General features: G+C 53.0%; 24 protein-coding genes and 2 pseudogenes. 18 read left to right on the top strand and 8 right to left on the bottom strand.

The window, feature by feature from the left end; translation table 11 throughout:
• Window positions 1-39: 39 nt before the first annotated feature.
• From ACLHV9_RS25840 to ACLHV9_RS25825, 4 genes and pseudogenes are all read left to right on the top strand, one after another.
• Window positions 40-1,146: an alkene reductase gene (locus tag ACLHV9_RS25840; protein WP_006687059.1), complete on the top strand. Its 1,107-nt coding sequence runs from the start codon at window positions 40-42 to the stop codon at window positions 1,144-1,146.
• 65 nt (window positions 1,147-1,211) lie between these two features.
• Window positions 1,212-1,913, top strand: coding sequence for a DsbA family oxidoreductase (locus tag ACLHV9_RS25835; protein WP_008502228.1), 702 nt, complete (start codon window positions 1,212-1,214; stop codon window positions 1,911-1,913).
• A gap of 65 nt (window positions 1,914-1,978) precedes the next feature.
• A pseudogene (locus ACLHV9_RS25830) lies at window positions 1,979-2,116 on the top strand (sugar dehydrogenase); the annotation flags it as partial.
• Between the two features lie 33 nt (window positions 2,117-2,149).
• Complete coding sequence (locus tag ACLHV9_RS25825; RefSeq protein ID WP_200525919.1) at window positions 2,150-3,118, top strand: IS5-like element IS903B family transposase; 969 nt, start codon at window positions 2,150-2,152, stop codon at window positions 3,116-3,118.
• Between the two features lie 350 nt (window positions 3,119-3,468).
• Here the strand turns inward: ACLHV9_RS25825 and ACLHV9_RS25820 are convergent, their stop codons facing one another.
• Entirely contained in the window at window positions 3,469-3,885 is a 417-nt protein-coding gene (locus ACLHV9_RS25820; RefSeq protein ID WP_000754567.1) for a type II toxin-antitoxin system VapC family toxin, read from the bottom strand.
• Window positions 3,882-4,112, bottom strand: a complete 231-nt coding sequence (gene vapB / locus ACLHV9_RS25815; RefSeq protein ID WP_023293777.1) for a type II toxin-antitoxin system VapB family antitoxin — start codon at window positions 4,110-4,112, stop codon at window positions 3,882-3,884. Before vapB ends, ACLHV9_RS25820 begins: the two co-directional genes overlap by 4 nt.
• 275 nt (window positions 4,113-4,387) lie before the next feature.
• Between vapB and ACLHV9_RS25810 the strand changes: the two genes are divergently transcribed.
• The 3 genes from ACLHV9_RS25810 (at window position 4,388) to ACLHV9_RS25800 (ending at window position 6,087) form a co-directional block, all read left to right on the top strand.
• On the top strand, window positions 4,388-4,888 hold the full coding sequence (locus ACLHV9_RS25810; RefSeq protein ID WP_021312477.1) for a HEPN family nuclease: 501 nt from the start codon (window positions 4,388-4,390) through the stop codon (window positions 4,886-4,888).
• A 12-nt stretch (window positions 4,889-4,900) separates the two neighbouring features.
• Entirely contained in the window at window positions 4,901-5,677 is a 777-nt protein-coding gene (locus ACLHV9_RS25805; RefSeq protein ID WP_407221228.1) for a hypothetical protein, read from the top strand.
• A gap of 161 nt (window positions 5,678-5,838) precedes the next feature.
• Window positions 5,839-6,087: a hypothetical protein gene (locus ACLHV9_RS25800; protein WP_023332841.1), complete on the top strand. Its 249-nt coding sequence runs from the start codon at window positions 5,839-5,841 to the stop codon at window positions 6,085-6,087.
• A gap of 53 nt (window positions 6,088-6,140) precedes the next feature.
• Here ACLHV9_RS25800 and ACLHV9_RS25795 read toward each other — a convergent pair whose 3' ends face one another.
• Window positions 6,141-7,127, bottom strand: a complete 987-nt coding sequence (locus tag ACLHV9_RS25795) for a hypothetical protein (RefSeq protein WP_021312480.1) — start codon at window positions 7,125-7,127, stop codon at window positions 6,141-6,143.
• 562 nt (window positions 7,128-7,689) lie between these two features.
• Between ACLHV9_RS25795 and ccdA the strand changes: the two genes are divergently transcribed.
• The 4 genes from ccdA to ACLHV9_RS25775 all read left to right on the top strand — a co-directional run bounded on the left by ccdA (window position 7,690) and on the right by ACLHV9_RS25775 (window position 10,369).
• Window positions 7,690-7,908 (top strand): type II toxin-antitoxin system antitoxin CcdA, encoded by a 219-nt coding sequence (gene ccdA / locus ACLHV9_RS25790; protein ID WP_001568025.1) that lies wholly within the window; start codon window positions 7,690-7,692, stop codon window positions 7,906-7,908.
• Window position 7,909: 1 nt separating this feature from the next.
• A complete protein-coding gene (gene ccdB / locus ACLHV9_RS25785) occupies window positions 7,910-8,215 on the top strand; it encodes a type II toxin-antitoxin system toxin CcdB (RefSeq protein WP_013023785.1) in 306 nt (101 codons plus the stop codon).
• A gap of 186 nt (window positions 8,216-8,401) precedes the next feature.
• Complete coding sequence (locus ACLHV9_RS25780) at window positions 8,402-9,406, top strand: hypothetical protein (RefSeq protein ID WP_001568027.1); 1,005 nt, start codon at window positions 8,402-8,404, stop codon at window positions 9,404-9,406.
• A gap of 183 nt (window positions 9,407-9,589) precedes the next feature.
• Window positions 9,590-10,369, top strand: coding sequence for a site-specific integrase (locus ACLHV9_RS25775; RefSeq protein ID WP_001568028.1), 780 nt, complete (start codon window positions 9,590-9,592; stop codon window positions 10,367-10,369).
• 57 nt (window positions 10,370-10,426) lie between these two features.
• On the opposite strand, the gene ACLHV9_RS25770 is transcribed toward ACLHV9_RS25775, so the two are convergent.
• Both ACLHV9_RS25770 and ACLHV9_RS25765 read right to left on the bottom strand, forming a co-directional pair.
• Window positions 10,427-10,684 (bottom strand): hypothetical protein, encoded by a 258-nt coding sequence (locus ACLHV9_RS25770; protein ID WP_000764642.1) that lies wholly within the window; start codon window positions 10,682-10,684, stop codon window positions 10,427-10,429.
• 128 nt (window positions 10,685-10,812) lie between these two features.
• Window positions 10,813-10,926 carry a hypothetical protein gene (locus ACLHV9_RS25765; protein WP_014343462.1) on the bottom strand — a complete coding sequence of 38 codons (114 nt, stop codon included), beginning with the start codon at window positions 10,924-10,926 and terminating at the stop codon, window positions 10,813-10,815.
• A gap of 630 nt (window positions 10,927-11,556) precedes the next feature.
• Here ACLHV9_RS25765 and repE point away from each other — a divergent pair.
• Window positions 11,557-12,310: pseudogene (gene repE / locus ACLHV9_RS25760) on the top strand (replication initiation protein RepE).
• Between the two features lie 290 nt (window positions 12,311-12,600).
• Here repE and ACLHV9_RS25755 read toward each other — a convergent pair.
• On the bottom strand, window positions 12,601-12,888 hold the full coding sequence (locus ACLHV9_RS25755; RefSeq protein WP_410397575.1) for a hypothetical protein: 288 nt from the start codon (window positions 12,886-12,888) through the stop codon (window positions 12,601-12,603).
• Between the two features lie 716 nt (window positions 12,889-13,604).
• On the opposite strand from ACLHV9_RS25755, the gene ACLHV9_RS25750 reads away from it, so the two are divergent.
• Both ACLHV9_RS25750 and ACLHV9_RS25745 read left to right on the top strand, forming a co-directional pair.
• Complete coding sequence (locus tag ACLHV9_RS25750) at window positions 13,605-14,810, top strand: AAA family ATPase (protein ID WP_009484138.1); 1,206 nt, start codon at window positions 13,605-13,607, stop codon at window positions 14,808-14,810.
• A complete protein-coding gene (locus ACLHV9_RS25745; protein ID WP_021312406.1) occupies window positions 14,810-15,784 on the top strand; it encodes a ParB family protein in 975 nt (324 codons plus the stop codon). The genes ACLHV9_RS25750 and ACLHV9_RS25745 overlap by 1 nt, the downstream gene beginning before the upstream one ends.
• Before the next feature lie 81 nt (window positions 15,785-15,865).
• Here ACLHV9_RS25745 and ACLHV9_RS25740 read toward each other — a convergent pair whose 3' ends face one another.
• Window positions 15,866-17,137: a Y-family DNA polymerase gene (locus ACLHV9_RS25740; RefSeq protein ID WP_023332915.1), complete on the bottom strand. Its 1,272-nt coding sequence runs from the start codon at window positions 17,135-17,137 to the stop codon at window positions 15,866-15,868.
• Window positions 17,137-17,568, bottom strand: coding sequence for a translesion error-prone DNA polymerase V autoproteolytic subunit (gene umuD, locus ACLHV9_RS25735; RefSeq protein ID WP_001568036.1), 432 nt, complete (start codon window positions 17,566-17,568; stop codon window positions 17,137-17,139). The genes ACLHV9_RS25740 and umuD overlap by 1 nt, the downstream gene beginning before the upstream one ends.
• A gap of 406 nt (window positions 17,569-17,974) precedes the next feature.
• On the opposite strand from umuD, the gene ltrA reads away from it, so the two are divergent.
• From ltrA to ACLHV9_RS25715, 4 genes are all read left to right on the top strand, one after another.
• The gene (gene ltrA, locus ACLHV9_RS25730) at window positions 17,975-19,462 is read left to right on the top strand and encodes a group II intron reverse transcriptase/maturase (protein WP_023332914.1); all 1,488 of its coding nucleotides are present in this window, start codon (window positions 17,975-17,977) and stop codon (window positions 19,460-19,462) included.
• A 248-nt stretch (window positions 19,463-19,710) separates the two neighbouring features.
• Window positions 19,711-20,682, top strand: a complete 972-nt coding sequence (parM, locus tag ACLHV9_RS25725) for a plasmid segregation protein ParM domain-containing protein (protein WP_407221229.1) — start codon at window positions 19,711-19,713, stop codon at window positions 20,680-20,682.
• A 2-nt stretch (window positions 20,683-20,684) separates the two neighbouring features.
• Complete coding sequence (locus ACLHV9_RS25720) at window positions 20,685-21,356, top strand: plasmid partitioning/stability family protein (RefSeq protein WP_020804632.1); 672 nt, start codon at window positions 20,685-20,687, stop codon at window positions 21,354-21,356.
• Between the two features lie 60 nt (window positions 21,357-21,416).
• Window positions 21,417-21,647, top strand: coding sequence for a hypothetical protein (locus ACLHV9_RS25715; RefSeq protein WP_040245863.1), 231 nt, complete (start codon window positions 21,417-21,419; stop codon window positions 21,645-21,647).
• The last annotated feature ends 88 nt before the right edge of the window (window positions 21,648-21,735 follow it).

Here is a 21,735-nt window from a genome sequence, read left to right as displayed (position 1 = left end):
CCTGCCGGGATACTCCTTTTTGTTTCTGTGAGGTATACGATGAGTAAGCTTTTCACCCCCTACAATCTGTCTGGCCTGGCGTTAAAAAACCGTGTAGTCATGGCACCGATGACCCGCACCCGCACCATGAATGACGTGCCGGATGAGGTCGTGGCTTTGTACTATGCACAGCGTGCTTCTGCTGGCCTGCTCATCACCGAAGGGATGCCGGTTTCAGAAGAAGGCCGGGGTTACCTCTATACCCCTGGTATCTACAACGACGAACACGTCCAGGGCTGGCGTAAGGTGACACAAGCGGTTCACGCCAAAGGTGGCCGTATTTTCGCGCAGCTCTGGCACGTCGGCCGTATGTCTCACGTCTCTCTTCAGCCAGGCCACATAGCGCCGGTTTCAGCGGGCACCGTTCAGGCGGTCAATACCACCGTTTTTGCGCTGACCGAATCCGGAGAACCGGGCCCGGTTGTACCAAGCCAGCCACGCGCGCTGGAAACGCATGAAGTGAAACGCATCACTGCAGACTTCGTGCACTCCGCACGCCTGGCGATGGAAGCCGGCTTTGACGGTGTGGAAATCATGGCTGCAAACGGATTCATCTTTGACCAGTTCCTCAGTAGCGAACTGAACACCCGCACTGACGAATACGGCGGCTCGGTGGAAAATCGTCAGCGTTTCCTGCTGGAGACCATTGACGCCGTGGCGGAAGCCGTGGGTAACAGCCACGTTGCCGTGCGCCTGTCACCGTTCGGCCGCATTTATGACCTCGCGCCGTATGAAGGTGAAGAGCAAACCTGGTCAGCCATCACCGACGCGCTCGGTCAGCGGGAGCTGGCTTACGTACACCTTTACTATCAGCCGGTGTACACCAAAGCGCCACTTCCGGAAGGATTCCGCCGCCGTTTTCGCAACACGTTTAAAGGCACCATCATCGCTGCCGGCGGTTTCACCCGTGATATCGCAGAGCAGGCTCTGGAAGATGATGAGCTGGATCTGGTGGCATTTGGTGTGCCCTACATCGCTAACCCGGATCTGGTTGAAAGAATGCAAAACGGCTGGCCACTGGCAGAAAGTGACCGCGCCACCTACTACGGCGTCAGTGGTTCCCCGGAAAAAGGCTATACCGATTACCCGGTCTGGCAGGCGCAATAAATCCCATACGGTCGCGGTTCTCTGATAAGTGAGACCCGACCGCCCAAGGTCTTTGAGGAATCATTATGCAAACGCTGAAACCCACCCTCACCATCGATATCTGGTCAGATTTGGTCTGCCCGTGGTGCTGGATTGCTAAGAAAAGATTTGAACAGGGTCTGAATCGCTTTGAATTTCGCGATCAGGTGGTGATCCGTCATCACAGCTACCGTCTGGCCGGTGGTACTCCCGCTATGCCTTTTAAGGATGCCATCGTTAAAAAACTGGGCAGTCAACATTCAGCGGAGCTGATGATGAATCAGGTGGGCACCGCCGGTAAATCTGAAGGTCTGATCTACAACTTTGACGGCATGATGTTTGGTGATACAGAAGATGCACACACCCTGCTGGTTGCCGCGCGTAAGGCCGGAATTGCGGACGCGGTGGAAGAACGTTTTTATCACGGCAGTATCACCGAAGGTCGCTCTCTCTTTGACCGTCAGCAGCTCGTTGCAATGGCCGTAGAAGCCGGTATGGAGAAAGCTGACGCCGAAGCCGCTCTGGAAAATGACGATTTTCGCGCCACCGTTTCCGACGATGAAGCCCACGCACAGTCTATTGGCCTCAGCGGCGTTCCGGTTTTTGTGATGAACGAGAAATACGCCATCAGCGGGGCTCAGGGGGCAGACAACTTTTTGAATGCCCTGCGTCAGGTCTGGGATGAACAGCAAACCGAATTTTCAGCCACAGCGGGTCAGACCTGCGGAACGGATGGCTGCAGCATTTAATCCGTCAACCGCCAGCAGTTTCACGCTGCCGGCAACGTCTTACCCACCAGTAATGGAGTCTGAAAATGAATACATTTTTCAAAGGTAAAAAACTGCTTGTCGTCGGCGGCACCAGCGGCATGGGTCTCGCCGTGGCACGCATGGTACTGGAAGCGGGCGGCAGTGTGGTGCTGACCGGGAATAAAAAAGACAAAGCCGAAGCGGGGCTTTGTTGAATAAATCGAACTTTTGCTGAGTTGAAGGATCAGATCACGCATCTTCCCGACAACGCAGACCGTTCCGTGGCAAAGCAAAAGTTCAAAATCACCAACTGGCCCACCTACAATAAAGCCCTCATCAACCGTGGCTCCATAACTTTCTGGCTGGATGATGAAGCTATTCAGGCCTGGTATGAGTCAGCAACACCTTCTTCACGAGGCAGACCTCAGCGCTATTCTGACCTTGCCATCACGACTGTGCTGGTCATTAAACGCGTATTCAGGCTGACCCTGCGCGCTGCGCAGGGCTTTATTGATTCCATTTTTTCTCTGATGAACGTTCCGCTACGCTGCCCGGATTACAGCTGTGTCAGCAGGCGGGCAAAGTCGGTTAACGTCAGTTTCAAAACGCCCACCCGGGGTGAAATCGCACACCTGGTAATTGATTCCACCGGGCTGAAGGTCTTCGGTGAAGGAAAGTGGAAAGTCAAAAAGCATGGCCAGGAACGCCGCCGTATCTGGCGTAAGCTGCATCTCGCCGTTGACAGTAAAACACATGAAATCATCTGCGCTGACCTGTCGCTGAACAACGTTACGGACTCAGAGGCCTTCCCCGGGTTAATCCGGCAAACCCACCGGAAAATCAGGTCAGCCGCCGCCGATGGCGCTTACGATACCCGGCTCTGTCACGATGAACTGCGGCGTAAGAAAATCAGCGCGCTTATCCCGCCCCGAAAAGGTGCGGGTTACTGGCCCGGTGAATATGCAGACCGTAACCGTGCAGTGGCTAATCAGCGAATGACCGGGAGTAATGCGCGGTGGAAATGGACAACAGATTACAACCGTCGCTCGATAGCGGAAACGGCGACGTACCGGGTAAAACAGCTGTTCGGGGGTTCACTGACGCTGCGTGACTACGATGGTCAGGTTGCGGAGGCTATGGCCCTGGTACGAGCGCTGAACAAAATGACGAAAGCAGGTATGCCTGAAAGCGTGCGTATTGCCTGAAAACACAACCCGCTACGGGGGAGACTTACCCGAAATCTGATTTATTCAACAAAGCCATCCAGTGCCTGAAAGAAGGCTGGGCATCACAGGCATTTGTCAGGTCGGTGTTACAGACGTTCCGTCATCATGATTATGACGCTTTCCTCATTGAGAAGCATCACCGCAGTATCGTTTATTCAGACGAAATGTGGACTCTGGCCGTCCAGCTGGGGATATCTAAATTCATCAGGCCGCCAAAACTCACACATGAGAGAACACGTATCCGTGTAGAGCCATTCAGTAACGGTGAAAAGGAATACAAATAACATCGCAGAGAAACTGTCAGGCCGATGGATAGCGGCCTGACTACGTTACTTAACCCAGTCTTCCAGAACCAGACCCGGCACCCGCTCAAACTCTCTTGTATTATTCGTCACCAGGATGGCGCCCGCCGCGATGGCGTGTCCGGCAATGGCGGTGTCGTTCGGGCCGATCGGCGTCCCGGCGAGGCGCAGCGCCACCCGGATGTCCGTCGTGGCGTCCACCGCAGCCCGGTCCCAGGGCAGGATGGCATCGAGGCGCGCGCAGAACGCGTCGACCAGCTGAATATGGCGCGGCGAGGCCTTCGGGCCGGTGGCGCCGAAGCGCATCTCGGCATACGTCACGGCCGAGACCACGATGCGATCACCGCGCAGCACCACCTGCTCCAGGCGCTTCAGCACCGCTGCCGGCTGCTCGCGCATGATGAACGAGCAGATGTTAGTGTCGAGCATCCAGGTTTTCTTCATGGATCAAAGCGTCCTTCGTCGCTGACCACATCCTCACGCTGCGCCATAAAGTCCGGATCGGCCCTGTCTAGCTGCGCGAACGAGCCCCAGGTCGGCCGGACGGGACGCAGAATGATGCTGTCCCCTTCCCGGACGATCTCCAGCTCGCTGACGCCGTCAAAATCCAGGTCCCGGGGCAGACGGATGGCGCGGTTATTGCCGTTTTTAAATATCGATACTGTGCGCATGGATGTTCCTCCGGCTGATCATGCATGATGTATGAGTGCATATGTGCAGTATATGCCTGCCGGATGGGTTTGTATAGGTGTAACATATGCAGATGACTGGCATATGCGTATGTCTGCCCTATGCAGATGCGCGGCATATGGATATGCTGTGCATATCCTGCTTTCTCATTTTTCCACCGCAGATCCGAAAACTCCCATACTCGGAAATGCCGTACCTGAGCCGTCAGGCTGACCGGATGATATAGTGAATTCTCGAACCGGAACGGGAGAGTTAAATGGGAAATTATTCAGATTTTGAGACCGAGTTTGTTCAACGAACACTGGCACTTATCGATCAGTATAACGAAATGATTAAGGAGCTGGGCAAGCCCTTCAGGGAGCAGTACAACTACACATTGACCCTGAATTGCCTTCTGGGTCTCATCGTGATGCCGAAAGAGAGGGCGCTCTCTTTCCTGCCCGCTGACCGTTTAACGCAGCAGCTTAAAACCAGCATGGGGTTACAGGAGTCGCAGCTACCCGGACCGGAGATGACTCTGCGTGCTCTTATCCTTAAAATGAGAAATTCTGTGGCTCATTTCAGCGTCCAGGTTGTATCAGTCAGCGACGAGCGTCTTGTCGATCTGATTGCTTTCAGGGATGATCCTGAGGATGAGAATGCCTATGCCACTTTCAGCGCCCCGGAACTTTTACCCTTTCTGAAATATTATGCGACCCTGCTGCTCAACAATATGGCCCGACGTCGAGCCAAAGCTGTTAACTTATTGGATTTTTGAGGGATTTACACAATGTTAATCCTCGATTGCTCCTCACGAACTCAGGCGTTGCATACATTATCTGCCGGGTTTGGCTGTCCCCCTGAAAAGCTGAAAAAAGTGCTGCTTTCGCTTGATCTTGAAAGTATCTACGAGCTTAATCCTCGCCAGTTGGTTGATGCACCTCAGTATCTGAGAGAGTACGTCTGTGCGGAACTGGGCGAACCGGGACCATTCACACGAGCTCTGTGGTTTCATGGTACCCGGACTTTCGCCGGGAATACTTTTCCCGCGGGGTTACTGGCGCTAAATCAGTCTGAATCACTCGCCATGAAAATGTTGCTCGACCTGGCTCCGAATGAGATGGTTCGTAAACACCTTCAGGAATGGAATGTTCCGGGAGGTGTCCCGGATGAGATGTTTCAGCTCAGAACTGACGATAGAACGCACTGGGGGCCTTACGGCCATCTGGTTCGGGAATTACATTTCCACACCAGTGAAAATGGGCAACATGATTATCTCAGGCTACCGGAGCTGGTAGAGGATGTCTGTAACGCATACTTTGAGAACTACGCCCACGATCTTACGCCGCATTACCTCAAGGTGCTTCACCCCTGTATTGTCTGGTTCCAGGCAGATATTATTTATGAAAAGGGTACGCTTGAAACGGCACTTGCATATGCTTATACATCAGTCCGGAATCTACCGCCGGATGGAAACTCAACTTTCGGTATAGACCGTGAGGGGAAATCAGTGTCCAGGTCGTCAATTGCTAAAATAGAGTATCTGCCGCACGAGCAAATTAAATAACGTGAAAAAACAGGCCCGTATATTCGTCACGAATATTCATGACGCAATACTATAGGTGCTGGCAGAATCAGGGCAACACCATCGCAATAGACTGGTGTCAGGAGTATTACCCGGTCAGTGTACACTGTACGGTTATCAATTTTATCACCCGGAGATTAACAATGAGCCATCCTGAAATTCACGTCAAAGACTGGATTGATGTGGGCAACAGTGAGTGTGTGGTGCAACGGCTTCTTCCCCCGGGGTCTCCCTCCGGCGTCTGCATTGTTGTTTTGAATAAAACCAAACCAACCACCCGGATCGTCGGCTGGGACGGCAAAAAATGGTACTTCATGCCCAGCCGTGACTATGGCGGTTATGCAGATGATTATGATCCCTGTGTTCGTGAACTGAAACGGGGCCGTAGCTGACCCCATGAGTTGACATCCTCCCCATCCTTCAGGCAGGGAGGATGTCAAAGCCACTACCTCTGATTGACCGGGATGGTTGCAGCATAGGCCCGCAGGGGAGCATCAACATTACTGACGAGCGCTTCCGCCACTTCCGTCAGTGTCTGGGTAGGCCCGAGCCGGGCGTCCTCCACAGTGTAGCAGTGCATGGAGCAGGTTCCTTCCCGGAAGCGGAACCCCAGGCCGAGTACATTGTTGTGAAAAACAACGGGGGAGCCATAGCCCGGATCAGGCACCAGAATGTGACCATTACAGAACGGCAACTCAAACTGATCAAACTCGCCTGCCGGCAGCGCCTGCGTATTTTCTGTGCGAAGGGTCAGCAGCACCTGGCTGTGTCCTTTCTGGCCGCTTTCATCCTGAAACACAGCGACCCGGCTGTAAACGCCCACCGCATGCGCCTCACTGAGACCATTCGCCGGCGCCTTGCCCATGACTCCGCGCAGCTGGTTGATCTGCTGATAGTAATCCTGCCGACGATACCAGGCTCCCCAGAAACGCGCGATACTGGCCCAGAAGGCTTCAATCGTCTGTTCATCACGACCGGCAACATCACAGAACAGGGCAAAATACAGCGCAGTCCCGCCGTAGAACTGCTGTCCCGGTGGCAAAACCTGGCTGCTTCGCATGCGGAGGTACTGTGCATTACGCAGCAAAATCCGGGTCAGATCATCTTCTGTACGGATGGAAAGCAGGTCGCGGTAGGCCGCTTCAAACTGAGGGGGCTGAGGGACACTGCTCCATGTTGGCAGGACAGTACAGCCGTTATACTGCGCGATGTCCTGATCCAGGGACGCGACAAGCGGGCTCTTAAGGCAGAAGACATGGAGTATACTGCCCATACTGGCATTGACCATTTCACGCAGCAGCGCAGACTGGTTAATGTCCCGTGCTCTGGCCACCTCTTTCAGCGCCTGGCCCTGAGCGGTCGGAATGCCTTTAAGTGAGACCGACACGGTCCCCTGAGACTCGTTTTGTTCAGATGAAGTCTGAAAGTTCATAATGAACCCCTCTTTGACGTTTTAATCTAAAATGAAAATTTTCCTACCAAGTGGATTTTTTACTCCATTCTGTTGGTGGTATTACTTTCTCCTGGATGTAATACCAGTGCAAGATATTTATTACCTTTTCGTTGCTTCTCTTATTCAGATCCGATTTCTGCCGGTTCCGGATCTGATTCAGCCCCGCCGGCGCGCAGCGGCACCATGACACAACATGTAGCGGTGTTACCAGCTGACAACGACGCTATATGTTGTGTCCCTCCCCTGCCCCGTGACCGGCCGCTCACCACCCTAAAAGGGCGCTGTGGTTATTCCCTGACCGTGGTACACTTCCGGAAACTTCGCTGAGCGTAAAAAGTCGGATCCGGGCGGAACAGCCGTCAGGTAATTTAACGGCGTGGCTGTATGGCTGCTTGTTATCTCTAAGGTGATTATTTTGTATGTGAATTTCACGAAGTGAAATTAATGGCGACATAACAGTATGTTTCAGGCGGGCGTGTGTCAGCTGCATCCTTGCGCTATACTGATATGCATATCATTAGTATGTTTTCCGGAGTGCATTATGAAGCAGCGCATCACTGTCACCATAGACAGCGACAGTTATCAGTTACTGAAATCCGCAGACGTCAATATCTCCGCCCTGGTGAACAGGGCCATGCAGAATGAGGCCCGTCGTCTGCGTTCCGAACGCTGGCAGGCTGAAAATCAGGAAGGGATGGCCGAGGTTGCCCGATTTATTGAGATGAACGGTTCATTCGCCGACGAAAACAGGGACTGGTGAGATGCAGTTTAAGGTTTATGCCTATAAAAGAGAGAGCCGCTATCGTCTGTTCGTGGATGTGCAGAGTGACATCATCGATACCCCCGGGCGACGGATGGTGATCCCGCTGGCCAGCGCCCGGCTGCTGTCGGATAAGGTTTCCCGTGAACTCTATCCGGTGGTGCACATCGGGGACGAAAGCTACCGCCTGATGACCACGGACATGGCCAGCGTCACTTCCTCCGTCACCGGGGAGGAAGTGGCCGATCTCAGCCACCGGGAAAATGACATCAAAAATGCGATAAACCTGATGTTCTGGGGAATTTGACAGCCTCCCCGCCCTGAAAGACATCGAGGATGTCAAAACGAAGCATTGCCGCAGAGCTTAACCCTCAGCATGAACTGCCCTCCGGAGCGGATGCCCTGCAGGCTTTCGTGGGGTCAGCTTAAACGAACGGTTCACACAAAAACCCTTAAGCCAGTAACATTTACGCAACGGGACAAAAAGGCCGGTATGGAAGCGAAAACGGAAACCTTCATAAAAACGTCTGTTGATGATAACGGCATGTGGATGCTGACCGTCCCGGCGGGGAGTGCGGGCGACGAAACGGTGGTTGTGGTCGTCAGACGGGTGGAGGAATGTCGTTACGGGTCAGAGGACTCGCCAGGGGCACATGTGTCGATCACCTCCAGCCTGACGCTGTACGGTGAAGGACAAGGAACACCGCAGACCATTGTCGCGAAGTTCGTGCCCGGCACGGTGGAACTGTTCAGTGTCGAATTTATGCTGAAAGAATTTTTACCCCGTGGTCGCGGGGTGGGCAGCTGGATCATGCAGCAGATGGTGCTCTGGACCCGCTCCCTGCCGCCGGAAACGCTGGTCGGAAGAATCGACATCTCGTCCGTGGATGCGAAAAACATTCACAATCTGATCCGCCGGAGCAGACTATGGCGCGGGCTGGGGTTCCGGTTCCCGCCGGGGGATACCAGCTCAATGCCGCTGCGGGCAGACGAACTGCAGTTGCCGCGGGGCAGGTGTTCAACGCTCCGGGTGGAGCCCCTGGTATCCGCGGTACGCCGGCTGGAAGACTGTTATCGCGGGCTGCAGGAAAAAATCGTGCAGCTCGAAGGCAAAAAACGGTCGCAAAAACAGTTAATTACTTCACTTCAGAATCGTCCATTTTATCATCTGTTGCACAGGAAAGGGGGCCAGCTCCCGGACGAGAAATGTGACGCCCTGCCGCTGCGGGCAGAAAAACTGTCTCTGCCGCAGAGCGGGGATTCAGACCTGGAGGTGGCGCAACGGGCAGCCGGGGTCATCCGGCTGGCTACCCTGTGTGCTCAGTCGCAGAAAAGAATCCTGGAGCTGGAAAGGGAGCTTGCCTCGCAAAGTGAGGAGCTCGTTGACCTGCAGGCACATCCCTTTTTTAACCTGCGGGATAAATACCGCGACCAGATCCTGTTCTGGGGATGGGGGATGGGTTTTCTGTGCTTTATCTACTGGATGTTGGTGTCATGAATGTTCCCGTTCCATAGCAACCCACTGAAGAGGAGTGAAACCTGTGCCCGAAAATATCGTGTCTACCGTCATTGACGGGGTAGTTTTGTTTGCGACTTCGTCTGTTTTCTGGCTGGTTAGTCATCCTGACTCCGGTAATATTACGAAGAAAATTCTCGGCAAAGAAAAAAGTTAACAGAAATTATGAATAACCTGGTTCCAGTTGGATCTCCGGCATCTCCCGGAACATTGCTCCCGGTGGCCATCGATTACCCTGCCGCCCTCGCCCTGCGCCAGATGGCGCTCGTGCAGGATGAACTGCCGAAATACCTGCTGGCGCCGGAAGTCAGCGCCCTGCTCCATTACGTGCCGGATCTTCACCGCAAGATGCTGCTGGCAACCCTCTGGAACACCGGCGCGCGTATCAACGAGGCGCTGGCGCTGACCCGGGGGGATTTTTCGCTGGCGCCGCCGTATCCGTTCGTACAGCTGGCCACCCTCAAGCAGCGTACCGAGAAAGCGGCCAGGACGGCAGGTCGTGCCCCCGCAGGCAGTCAGATCCATCGTCTGGTTCCCCTTTCCGATCACCACTATGTCAGCCAGCTGCAGATGATGGTGGCGACCCTGAAAATTCCGCTGGAAAGACGAAACAAGCGCACCGGCAGAATGGAGAAGGCGCGTATCTGGGAGATCACAGACCGTACCGTGCGCACCTGGCTTAGCGAAGCGGTGGAGGCCGCAGCGGCCGACGGGGTGACGTTCTCAGTACCGGTTACCCCCCATACGTTCCGTCACTCCTACGCGATGCATATGCTGTATGCCGGCATACCACTGAAGGTTTTGCAGAGCCTGATGGGCCACAAATCGATTAGCTCGACGGAAGTCTATACGAAGGTGTTCGCACTTGATGTTGCTGCGCGGCATCGAGTTCAGTTTCAGATGCCCGAAGCGGATGCGGTAGCCATGCTGAAAGGGAATATTTAAGTACTTAGGAGAATGATGCTGGCGAACGTCCTGCTCGCCGGGGAGGTCTGTCAGACGTTATCTGGACCAGCTGACGGGAATATCTGCTCTGTATTCCTCATACTGCTCATAGATCGCATGCTGAAGCATCGTAATACGTTCTGACAACCTGTTGGCGTCCGACATATGCCGCCATTCCCCCTCAATAGTGGTTTTCTGTCCATCCGGGAGATTGAGCGTGATCAATACCTTTGTATCACGAATAATCACCCCGTCAGTGAAAGAATTAAGACCACTCCTTACGGTATTATCTATCTGTATAGTTTCAAGTTTCATCTTGTTACATCCTGTTGACCGGATCCCAAGCATAGATATCTGAATTCAAATTGCCTAGTGAAATGTCTGGATATGCCGCATTTTTCCCCTTATACAGCGAAGCTGGCCAAAGGCCAGCCCGCATGGATTTATCGCTTTTGCCAGTAGATCAGCATGGCAAGGAACAGGATTGTTGCCCCCTGAGAAGCGGGAGAAGCGGTCAGGAAAGTTTCCAGCAATGACATTATCGTAAAACTCCGCATTATTAATTTCAGGTGTGTGACTCAGGGGCCTTAGTCCCCCTTTTACAGGAAGTAGTGTTCTGTCACGACGGGAGCCAGGGTTAATAAAAACGATTCGAGTATGTCTGCAGGGACGATAGAAATCTTCGTGCGGGTTGTCTCGCTGTAGCGGGCTCTGGAGAGCGACTCGGGGGAGGAGTAGTATCTTCCGGCCACGGATATGATCGAGCCAGCAGTGCTCGCCGCAGCCGAGCGACAGGGCGAAGCCCCGAGTGAGCGAGGAAGCACCAGGGAACAGAACTCATAAATTCTGCATACGCTCAATGGCTGAAAAATCACCTCCCCTAGGGTTATCCACTTATCCACGGGGATATTTTTATAAGATCTTTTTTAATAGTTGTTAGATCTTTATTTTTAGAATGCCCACAGGCCTTTATCCATGCGGGTTCCAGAGAGGGATCTGTGACAAACCGCCCTTTCAGTGTGACAAATCACCCTCAAATAGCCGTCCTTTCTGTGACAAGTTGCCCTTAACTCTGTGACAAATTGCCCTCAGGAAGCGTTGCTTTTCACAAAGTTATCCCTCCCTGTTGACTCTGTTTTATAAAGTGTGACAATCTGAAAACCTGTCACACTTCACATGGACCTGTCATGGCGGAAATAGCGGTTATAAACCATAAAAAACGTAAAAATAGCCCGCGGATTGTCCAGTCAAATGAGCTGACTGAGGCGGCATATAGTCTCTCCAGGGATCAAAAGCGTATGCTGTATCTGTTCGTTGACCAGATCAGAAAATCCGACGGCTCCCTGCAGGAACATGACGGCATCTGCGAAATTCATGTTGCTAAATACGCTGAAACATTCGGGCTGACCTCCGCTGAAGCCAGTAAGGATATACGACAGGCTTTAAAAGGTTTTGCGGGCAAGGAAGTGGTTTTCTATCGCCCTGAAGAGGATGCCGGCGATGAAAAAGGGTATGAATCCTTTCCTGGTTTATCAAACGTGCGCACAGTCCATCCAGAGGGATTTACAGCGTACATATCAACCCCTATCTCATTCCCTTCTTCATCGGGCTACAGAACCGGTTTACGCAGTTCCGGCTCAGTGAAACAAAAGAGATTACCAATCCGTATGCCATGCGTTTATACGAATCCCTGTGTCAGTACCGTAAACCTGATGGCTCTGGTGTCGTGTCCCTGAAAATCGACTGGATCATGGAGCGCTACCAGCTACCCCAAAGTTATCAGCGTATGCCGGATTTTCGCCGTCGTTTCCTGCAGGCAAGTGTTGATGAGATCAATAGCCGGACACCTATGCGCCTCTCTTACATCGAGAAAAGAAAGGTCGCCAGACGACTCATATAGTATTTTCCTTCCGTGATATCACCTCGATGACAACAGAATAGCCTGAGGGTTATCTGTCACAGATTTGAGGGTGGTTCGTCACATTTGATCTGGAAGGTTGAGGGTGATTTGTCACAGTTTTGCTGTTCCCTCCCCTGGCATCCTGCGCTTACTCATAGTTTTTTTGGCTGTAACCGGTAGTGGAGCCAGAATTGAGGGCAATTTGTCACCATATCCTGAGGGTAGTTTGTCACAGTTAAATGAGTGCAGTTTGTCACACTAGATTTTCCCCCTCTTCCCGTTAGTCAAATGACATGAGGGCAAGTTCGACATAATTAATGAGGGCAGATTGTCACATTTGTTGCCCTGAACACGCTATCTGTGTGTGCCTATACATGTGGTGTTTCCCGCGGCCCTGGCCGTCCGCGTAGTTGACCTGTTTCCCACAGTCCGCGCCGTCTGCAAAGTTGACCCGTTTCCCATAGTCCGGGCCGTCCGCGTAGTTGACCTGTTTCCCACAGTCCGGGCCGTCCGCGGAGTTGACCTGTTTCCCATAGTCCGGGCCGTCCGCGAAGTTGACCTGTTTCCCATAGTCCGGGCCGTCTGCAAAGTTGACCTGTTTCCCACAGTCCGCTTCCATAGTCCGCCGTCCGCGTAGTTGACCTGTTTCCCACAGTCCGGGCCGTCCGCGGAGTTGACCTGTTTCCCATAGTCCGGGCCGTCTGCAAAGTTAACCTGTTTCCCACAGTCCGGGCCGTCCGCGGAGTTGACCTGTTTGCCATAGTCCGGGCCGTCCGTAAAGTTGACCTGTTTCCCACAGTCCGGGCAGTCCGTAAAGTTGACCTGTTTCCCACAGTCCCGGCCGCCCGCGAAGTTGACCTGTTTCCCACACTCCCGGCCGCCCGTGAAGTTGACCTGTTTCCCATAGTCCGGAGCGTCCATTAAAGTTGACCTGTTTCCCACAGAGGATGGAAAACTCTTCTTGTGCTGAGCGTAAGAGCTATCTGCCGGAACGGTTCCTCTTCGCTTCCTCGCCAGTTCGCTCGCTACGCTCGGTTACATGGCTGCGGCGAGCGCTGATACATAAGGCTCAGCATTGCACCGGTCGTAACTAAAATCAGAATCCTTCTGAATGACCCTCCTGTCTTGCATGTTGGATACCTTTCTCAAAGCCCTTTTGTATGAGTTGTTGTTGATGGTCAAAAGTGCGTCTGCGTGTTGCTGCAGTGTGATTTAGTAGCACGCCCGTCGAGCTTCATCCCCCTCCTGTTGAGAGCGAAATCAAAACAATATGATTTTTTGCTTGCAACATGACTCTTTTTGTTCAAAATGACAAAAAACGTCATGAGGTGATAAATGGACAATATTGAGCAGTTACGGAAAGTCGCTACACGTGCAGGTAAGCTTCTGACATCTTTGAGCGAAAGTATTCGCCAGCAAAAAGAGGAATTGAAGCTTACCGAGTTCTATCAGGAATACAGCAAAGCCGCTCTGTATAAGCTGCCTAAGCTCAGTAAAGGCAGTGTTGAGTATGCTGTGTCCGAAATGGAAGCCGGTGGCTACATTTTTAAAAAGAAACCTTCTGGTAATACGATGAAATACGCGATGACGATTCAGAATGTCATCGATCTGTATAACCATCGTAAAGTACCGAAGTACAGGGATCGCTTCGATAAAGCCTTTACGATTTTTGTTTGTAATCTTAAAGGTGGTGGTTCCAAGACAGTTACTACCGCTTCATTATCACATGCTTTTCGAGCTCATCCTCAGCTTCTGTTCGAGGACCTGCGTATTCTGGCCATCGATTTCGATCCGCAGGCATCTCTGACGATGTTCCTGAGCCATGAGAATTCAGTGGGCCTGGTTGAAAATACGGCGGCTCAGGCCATGCTCCAGAACGTGTCTCGTGAAGAATTACTTTCCGATTTTATAGTACCGTCTATTATCCCTGGTGTTGATGTAATCCCCGCTTCCATTGACGATGCATTCCTTGCTGAAGGCTGGAAGGGATTGTGTGAAGAACATCTCCCAGGGAAAAATATTCATGCTGTGCTTAAAGAGAACATTATCGATAAGCTCCAGCATGACTACGACTTTATTTTCCTTGATAGTGGTCCTCACCTTGATGCGTTCCTGAAAAACTGCATTGGGGCGGCAGACCTGATGTTGACCCCTCTTCCACCGGCTACGGTTGATTTTCATTCTTCCCTGAAGTTTGTGGCCAGCCTCCCTGCCCTCATAGATTCCATCGAAATGGATGGGCACACCTGCAATCTCATCGGTAATGTCGGCTTCATGTCCAAGATCCTGAACAAATCTGATCACAAAATTTGCCATAGTCAGGCCAAAGAGGTTTTCGGTGCCGATATGCTAGACATGGTTCTGCCGAGACTGGATGGTTTCGAACGCTGTGGGGAGACTTTTGACACAGTTATTTCAGCAAATCCAGCAACCTATGATGGAAGTACAGAGGCACTAAAAAGCGCAAAATCAGCAGCGGAAGACTTTGCGAAGGCAGTCTTTGATCGCATCGAGTTCATTCGTACTAACGGAGGTATGTGATGTCGAATGAGAAAAGAAAAACCATCGGCAGACAGTTAAATACCCAGGCGTCAATGGTGGAAATGACGGACACCGGTAGAAGCCAGGTATTTACCTTAAAAACCGGCAGGAAGGTAACGTTCAGGTTTGTTCGGGTGCCTGCATCTGAAGTTGAAAGTAAGACCTTCGTAAACCAGGAAAACAACGGAAGAGATCAACTTGCACTGACCAGGGAGTCCCTGAAATCCATTATCCAGACGATTAAGTTTCAGCAGTTCTTTCCCTGTATTGGTATTAAGCAAAGTGAAAGGATTGAGATACTGGATGGTTCAAGACGGCGAGCCTCAGCAATTTTTGTCCGTACAGGCCTTGATGTAATGGTTACCGAAGAACATTTATCAGCTGATGAAGCTCGCCAACTGGCTAAAGATATCCAGACAGCTAAAGAACATAATCTTCGGGAGATTGGCCTGAGATTGATCGCTCTTAAAGAGTCCGGATTTAATCAAAAGGAAATTGCTGAACTGGAGGGGTTATCTCAGGCTAAAGTTACCAGGGCGCTGCAGGCGGCGGCCGTACCGCAAGACTTGATTTCTCTGTTCCCGGTTCAGTCGGAGCTATCGTTTAGTGACTATAAACTTCTTTTGGAAGTTAATGAAAAACTCAGTGAAAAGGGATTAACGCCTGAAGAACTCATTCAGTCTGTATCAGCTCAGCTCGATGCAATTTTGAGTGATGGCGAGCGACCAGAAGACGAACAGAAAGCCAGTATACTGAAGCTGATTTCTCAGGCATCTCAGGCATTGATAGATCCATCTCCCAAGGAAAAGTCAGTGGTCTCTCCACTCTGGTCTTTTGAGGAAAAGGACAAGTTCGCGCGTAAGCGTGTGAAAGGGCGCACGCTGACTTATGAGTTTAGCCGTATGTCAAAAGTGATTCAGGATGAACTGGACAAGGCTATCAACGAGGTCCTTGACAGAAATTTGAGTCAATAATTTCGCCATGGCGATTTCACATCTAACTTATTGTAATTAGGGAGTTTAGGCTGATAATTTCAAGGTGAAATCGCCAAAGTTTCACGCCAGTTTCGCTGCTGGAATATCTGACCATCGTGTCGTATAAGCAGGAGAAAGCATCTCCCGTTTCATCTGCCATTCCGGGGCAATACCCCGCCCCGCAAACCATACTTTACCCAGCCCTGAGTTGTTGATCCCGTCCAGAACCCTCATCAGCTCAGCACTGTGAGGGCGTGGCGGGCGTTCGTCGAACAGCTGCAGCTGCGAAACGCCGGAGCCGGTGAAGTCATTCAGCATAACTCCGGCTTTGGCATACCGGTGCCCATCCCTCCAGATACGCTCCAGAGCCATTGTGGCGGCTGCAATGATGTCCCTGGTGTCCTGAGTGGGTGTAAGCAGTTTCTCCGTAGCCACGTTGCCGTAGTAAGGCTCTTTAATGGCGAACGGAGACGTTTTGATGAAAACGGAAATATGCCGGCAATACTGGTGCTCTTTACGCAGTTTTTCAGAGGCCCGCTCTGCGTGCTGACAGATAGCCTGACGGAGTGACTCGTACTCCGTGATCTTCACGCCAAAACTGCGGCTGCAGACAATTTGCTGTTTCGTCGGAGGGGCTTCCTCAAGCGAAAGGCAGCTTTCCCCGTTCAGTTCCCGTACCGTTCGCTCAAGGACCACAGAAAAATTTTTGCGGATGAAGGCCGGGTTCGTCAGAGCCAGATCGAGCGCGGTTTTTATGCCCAGCACATTTAGCTTGCGTGCAATACGGTTACCCACCCCCCAGATTTCTTCAACCGGCTGCAGTGAAAGCAGTTTCCGCGTCCTTTGCGGATTTCCCCTGGTCAGCGCGAGTACGCCACGAAACTGTTTCCACTCTTTTGAGGCCCACTGGGCTGATTTTGCGAGGGTTTTCGTTGGTCCGGCGCCCACGCCAATGGTCAGGCGGGTACAGTCATACACGTGCTGACGCAGCTGCCGGCCGAAGTCCTCAAGCCCCATACAGTGCTCCACGCCGGTCAGGTCGAGGAACATCTCATCAATGGAATACTGTTCCACCCTGGGGGCCAGTTCCTCCAGGCAGTTCATCACGCGCGCCGACATCGAGGCGTAAAGTTCATAATTACTTGAAAACACATATATTTTTTCCGGGTACCTTTCGTTTTTTATCTGAAACCACGGAGTTCCCATTTTGATCCAGGGCTTCGCCTCGGCACTGCGAGCGATTACGTTCCCGTCGTTGTTGCTCAGGACGACTATCGGCTTTCCTTTCAAATCCGGGCGGAAAACACGTTCACAGCTGGCATAGAAGCTGTTCACATCGGCCAGGGCAAACATCAGTACATCTCCCTCGGGCGGTGGATGATATGCGTGACAACGCCAAAGATATCCAGCTCGTCGGGATCAGGATAAATCGGCGACCAGGAGGCATTCATGGGCTGCAGCGTCAGTCGCGGCGTCAGCAGAAGCCGTTTCACCGTAAACTCCCCCTGTACGCTGGCGACAACGATATCGCCGTGCCGCGGCTTTTCAGCACTGTCCACAACCAGCAGATCGCCATTGTACAGACTGCCGTCGGCCATGCTGTCTCCGCTGGCACGCAGGTAGTACGTCGCGCTCGGATGCCGTATGCAGTAATCATGGAGATCCAGATCGGACTCGACATAGTCAGCAGCAGGGCTGGGAAAACCGCAGCTGGCCAGATCGGCAAACAATGGATGGGCCTGTGGCGGGAGTTCTTTCCCGGTGCTGAAAAGTTGTAGTTTCATCTTTCCTCCTGACACTCTAATTTTTACTGGTTATACATACAGTGTGCGCCGGGAGACCGGTAAAGATCAAGGGGTGAAAGTCCCCGACCATTGAAGGACCAGCAATCCACAGGGTCCCCGAGTCATGCGTTGTATACCGTGAGGTATGGGGCGAAGCGTTGACAGGGGTGTTGACAGGCCAGCCATTGAGCCACGAAATGTATATTAAATTCCCGGGTGCCGACGTTGTACTGTTTACGGAAGGCAACATCATAGGGTGCGTTACTGCGAGTGCTATATGGACCCGGCGGGGTCTGAGACCCTGGCATGTCAATACGATCTTTACGCGGGAACCGGGAGATCTCCCCTCTGACCATCTGCCAGTGCCGGAGATGGCCCGCACCGGGAAGGCGAGGAGCCGAAGCCGGTGATGTACGGAGAGGAGAAGTCGGACTCGCTCATAGTAGCTGCGAATCTGGCGAACAATCCGCAAGGAGCGGAGTCAGTGGAGCGAAGGAGCGGGGCCAAGGGAAACGCGGAACAGCCACACATGCGCCGGACGCAGAGCCGGGAAAGTATGTCACAGAGGCTGTCACGCGTGCGGGAAGCTGCGAAGCAGCGGAAGAAAGAACGGTTTACCGCATTGTTCCACCTCCTGACAGCAGAGGCACTGGAGAACGCATTCCTCTCCCTGAGCAGGAAAGCGGCTGCCGGAGTTGATGGTGTCAGGTGGAAGGACTACGCCGAAAACCTGAAGGTCAACATAGCAGATCTGCACCGGAGGCTTCATCAGGGTAGTTACAGGGCTCAGCCCGGCAGGCGGCACTACATCCCGAAAGCGGATGGAAAACAGCGCCCGCTCGGCATCGCCTCACTGGAGGACAAAATCGTCCAGTATGCGCTGGTTAAGATCCTGAATGCAGTCTACGAAAATGACTTTATGGGGTTTTCATACGGGTTCAGACCCGGGCGAAGCCAGCACAATGCGCTGGACGCACTGGCCACAGGGCTGGTTCGGACCAATGTAAACTGGGTACTGGATGCCGATATTAGTCAGTTCTTCGACAAGGTAAGCCATGAATGGCTAATCAGGTTCATAGAACACAGAATCGGCGACCAGAGGGTAATCAGGCTCATACGAAAGTGGCTCACAGCCGGGACCTCAGAGGAAGGAGAATGGCGGGCATCGGAGGAAGGCACCCCACAGGGTGCGGTTATCTCGCCGCTGCTGGCAAACATCTACCTCCACTATGTCTTCGATCTGTGGGCGCATCAGTGGCGACGCCGCCATGCCACAGGCAATGTGGTCATGGTCAGATACGCAGATGACATAGTCATCGGGTTCGACAAGCGAATCGACGCTCAATGCTTTCGTATAGCCATGCAGCGCAGACTGAAGGAGTTCGGACTCACGGTACATCCGAAGAAAACCCGACTGATGGAGTTCGGCCGCTTCGCAGCCGAAAACCGCGCCAGCAGGGGAAAAGGTAAACCAGAAACGTTCAACTTCCTCGGGTTCACGCATATCAGTGGGAAAGACCGTAGTGGCAGGTTCATGCTGATACGAAAGACACGCCGGGACAGGATGACGGCGACACTGAAAGCGATCAAGGACGGACTACGAAAGCGCTGGCATTACTCAATCCCCGAACAGGGAAAATGGCTCAGGAGAGTGGTTCAGGGATACCTGAACTACCACTCAGTCCCGGGCAACTATCCCATGATGCGGAAGTTCAGGATATACGTAACAGACCTCTGGCGACGGGCGCTGAGGCGCAGGAGCCAGCAGGATGATACGACATGGACGAAAGCAAACAGACTGGCAGCCGTATGGCTGCCGAAGGTTCGGGTTCTGCATCCATGGCCTGTGGAGCGGTTCACCGCCAGACACCCAAGGCAGGAGCCCGGTGCGTGAATAGCGCACGCCGGGATCTGTGCGGGGGGTACCCGGTAACGGGTATCCCTACCGCGACATATTTAACAGCGTGACGATAATCCAGATCGCATGCCTTAAGAACATTTTGAGTAAATAAAGGTGTTCAAAATGCTTATATTAATCATTTTGATGTTTTTATATTGCTCATATTGAGAAATATTGTTTTGATTTTTTCATTTTGCTCTTATAGTTGGTATCAAATTGAGTGTAACTAACGGAGCATATTGATGAATATTTACTGCGATGATGGTTCAACTAATGTTAAGCTGGCATGGTTTGAAGGCGATGAGCTTCAGACCCGGGTTTCTGCGAACTCCTTCCGGCATGGCTGGAAAGTGGCGGAATTCAGTGTGGCAACGTTCAACTATCAGGTGGGTACGCTGAAATACACCTGGGACAGCGTCAGCCGGGATGCCATCCCGACAACAAACGTGGAATATCAGTACGGTGATCTCAACCTGCTGGCCGTGCATCATGCGCTGCTGAACAGCGGACTGGAGCCGCAGCCGGTGAGCCTGACCGTGACGCTGCCCCTGAGTGAGTATTACGACGGGGACTGCCAGCGGAACGAGGAGAACATACGACGCAAACGGGAAAACCTGATGCGTGAGCTGGTTCTGAATAAGGGCAGGGCATTTACCGTAACGGACGTGAAGGTGATGCCGGAATCACTACCGGCGGCGTTCTCCCGTCTCGCGGAGCTGAAGCCCGGCCCCGCTGAGACCACCCTGATTATCGATCTCGGTGGCACCACGCTCGATGCCGGTGTGATTGTCGGCCAGTTTGATGATATCAGTGCGGTGCACGGTAATCCGTCTGTCGGCGTGTCACAGGTCACCCGCGCAGCTGCAGGCGCGCTGCGGGCGGCAGACAGCGAAACCAGCGCCCTCATCGCTGACACTATCATCCGCAACCGCAATGATCGTCAGTATCTGCAGCGTGTGATCAACGATGCCGGTAAAATTGACGAGGTTCGGAACAAAATTACAGAGGCAATCACCTCCCTGGGCGCGCGTGTTACCAGTGAGCTGACGGCCTTCAGGAACGTTAACCGGGTATTCCTGGTCGGGGGAGGGGCATCCCTCATTGAAGAGGCTATCCGTCAGGCCTGGCCTCTGGCTCCTGACCGTATCGAGGTTATAGGCGATCCGCAAATGGCGCTGGCCAGGGAGATTGCCCTTTACAATAAAGAGGACTAAACGTGCCGGACGGCCAGTATTCTTTCTATCTGCACAGCGACGATCGCACCGACATCGCGGCGATGGCAACCATCAGCACCATCTCACAGCCCCTGCGCGGTGAGTTCATCCGTACCGCTGCCACCGCCGGGGCGGTGGTATACCAGGTGGATGCCCGTTTACCGGCGCTGATCCCGGTGTTCTTTGCCGGGCAGCTGAGCGCTGTCCGCCTTTGCGCCGTGATGGCCCTGGTCTCCGGAGCCTGGTCCTCACTCACCGGCCTTCCGGATGAGCCCGAAAATGGTGAGGCTGCTCTGCCCGTGTCACCGGAGACAGAATACCAGCGCCGGCGTTACACCCTGACGCTTCAGAATGGCCGGAGTGGAGAACGGGTGGAAAGTGTGCTGACGGAGGCGTCATCCCGTCTGCGTGGCGATCTGCTGAGAAACCTGATTATCACCGGTCTTGCCCTCCACACGACGGCACCGGAGCTGCCGCGCCTGCTGGCCAGTATGCCGGTACCGCCCACCTCGGTCAGTGAGCTGCAGGCACTGGTTCAGCAGATGGCCGGCACCGCTGACGTGAACAGGGCTGCAGCTGCAGTACCGGATACGCCGACAGCATCTGCCGCGCCGGTGTCCGGGTCGGATACCCGGGAAATAAAGAAAAATATGCGGCGTGCATTCGGTGACTAACAACGAATCACATCCACTACTACACCGATTTCAAATGACTGGCATCCCAGGGAGGTTCTCATGTCACCAGGATTCAGAAATGTTCTCCGTCTCGCCCGCATTCCCGTCGACAGCAGTGAACCGGTGCGAAGAAAATTTGGCAGCCGGCTGATTGGCATTGTGACGGTATGTCTGCTTCCGCTTCTGGTTTTCGACGTTCCGCAGTGGGTTTTCATTTTGTCGCAGGTCATCTGGGGGGCTGGCGTCTATATTGGCCTGTCCCTGGCCGGGGATAAATCCCTGAACAGCTGATACAAACTTTCCGGTTGTTCAAAAAAAGAACAGGCGTGGTGGCGTCTGTTCTCCCGCGCTTCTCCGTCGTTTGCCTTCAGGTTATCCA

This window comes from Enterobacter sp. CPE_E890 (genome assembly GCF_046521475.1).
GTDB lineage: Bacteria > Pseudomonadota > Gammaproteobacteria > Enterobacterales > Enterobacteriaceae > Enterobacter > Enterobacter adelaidei.
The sequence above is the reverse complement of the archived record's forward strand: the minus strand, read 5'-3'. Positions and strand labels throughout refer to the sequence as shown.

Coding starts and splice junctions, on each gene's coding strand:
- ACLHV9_RS25840 (WP_006687059.1), top strand. CDS start 40: ATGAGTAAGCTTTTCACCCCCTACAATCTGTCTGGCCTGGCGTTAAAA.
- ACLHV9_RS25835 (WP_008502228.1), top strand. CDS start 1,212: ATGCAAACGCTGAAACCCACCCTCACCATCGATATCTGGTCAGATTTG.
- ACLHV9_RS25820 (WP_000754567.1), bottom strand. CDS start 3,885: ATGAAGAAAACCTGGATGCTCGACACTAACATCTGCTCGTTCATCATG.
- vapB (WP_023293777.1), bottom strand. CDS start 4,112: ATGCGCACAGTATCGATATTTAAAAACGGCAATAACCGCGCCATCCGT.
- ACLHV9_RS25810 (WP_021312477.1), top strand. CDS start 4,388: ATGGGAAATTATTCAGATTTTGAGACCGAGTTTGTTCAACGAACACTG.
- ACLHV9_RS25805 (WP_407221228.1), top strand. CDS start 4,901: ATGTTAATCCTCGATTGCTCCTCACGAACTCAGGCGTTGCATACATTA.
- ACLHV9_RS25800 (WP_023332841.1), top strand. CDS start 5,839: ATGAGCCATCCTGAAATTCACGTCAAAGACTGGATTGATGTGGGCAAC.
- ACLHV9_RS25795 (WP_021312480.1), bottom strand. CDS start 7,127: ATGAACTTTCAGACTTCATCTGAACAAAACGAGTCTCAGGGGACCGTG.
- ccdA (WP_001568025.1), top strand. CDS start 7,690: ATGAAGCAGCGCATCACTGTCACCATAGACAGCGACAGTTATCAGTTA.
- ccdB (WP_013023785.1), top strand. CDS start 7,910: ATGCAGTTTAAGGTTTATGCCTATAAAAGAGAGAGCCGCTATCGTCTG.
- ACLHV9_RS25780 (WP_001568027.1), top strand. CDS start 8,402: ATGGAAGCGAAAACGGAAACCTTCATAAAAACGTCTGTTGATGATAAC.
- ACLHV9_RS25775 (WP_001568028.1), top strand. CDS start 9,590: ATGAATAACCTGGTTCCAGTTGGATCTCCGGCATCTCCCGGAACATTG.
- ACLHV9_RS25770 (WP_000764642.1), bottom strand. CDS start 10,684: ATGAAACTTGAAACTATACAGATAGATAATACCGTAAGGAGTGGTCTT.
- ACLHV9_RS25765 (WP_014343462.1), bottom strand. CDS start 10,926: ATGCGGAGTTTTACGATAATGTCATTGCTGGAAACTTTCCTGACCGCT.
- ACLHV9_RS25755 (WP_410397575.1), bottom strand. CDS start 12,888: ATGGAAGCGGACTGTGGGAAACAGGTCAACTTTGCAGACGGCCCGGAC.
- ACLHV9_RS25750 (WP_009484138.1), top strand. CDS start 13,605: ATGGACAATATTGAGCAGTTACGGAAAGTCGCTACACGTGCAGGTAAG.
- ACLHV9_RS25745 (WP_021312406.1), top strand. CDS start 14,810: ATGTCGAATGAGAAAAGAAAAACCATCGGCAGACAGTTAAATACCCAG.
- ACLHV9_RS25740 (WP_023332915.1), bottom strand. CDS start 17,137: ATGTTTGCCCTGGCCGATGTGAACAGCTTCTATGCCAGCTGTGAACGT.
- umuD (WP_001568036.1), bottom strand. CDS start 17,568: ATGAAACTACAACTTTTCAGCACCGGGAAAGAACTCCCGCCACAGGCC.
- parM (WP_407221229.1), top strand. CDS start 19,711: ATGAATATTTACTGCGATGATGGTTCAACTAATGTTAAGCTGGCATGG.
- ACLHV9_RS25715 (WP_040245863.1), top strand. CDS start 21,417: ATGTCACCAGGATTCAGAAATGTTCTCCGTCTCGCCCGCATTCCCGTC.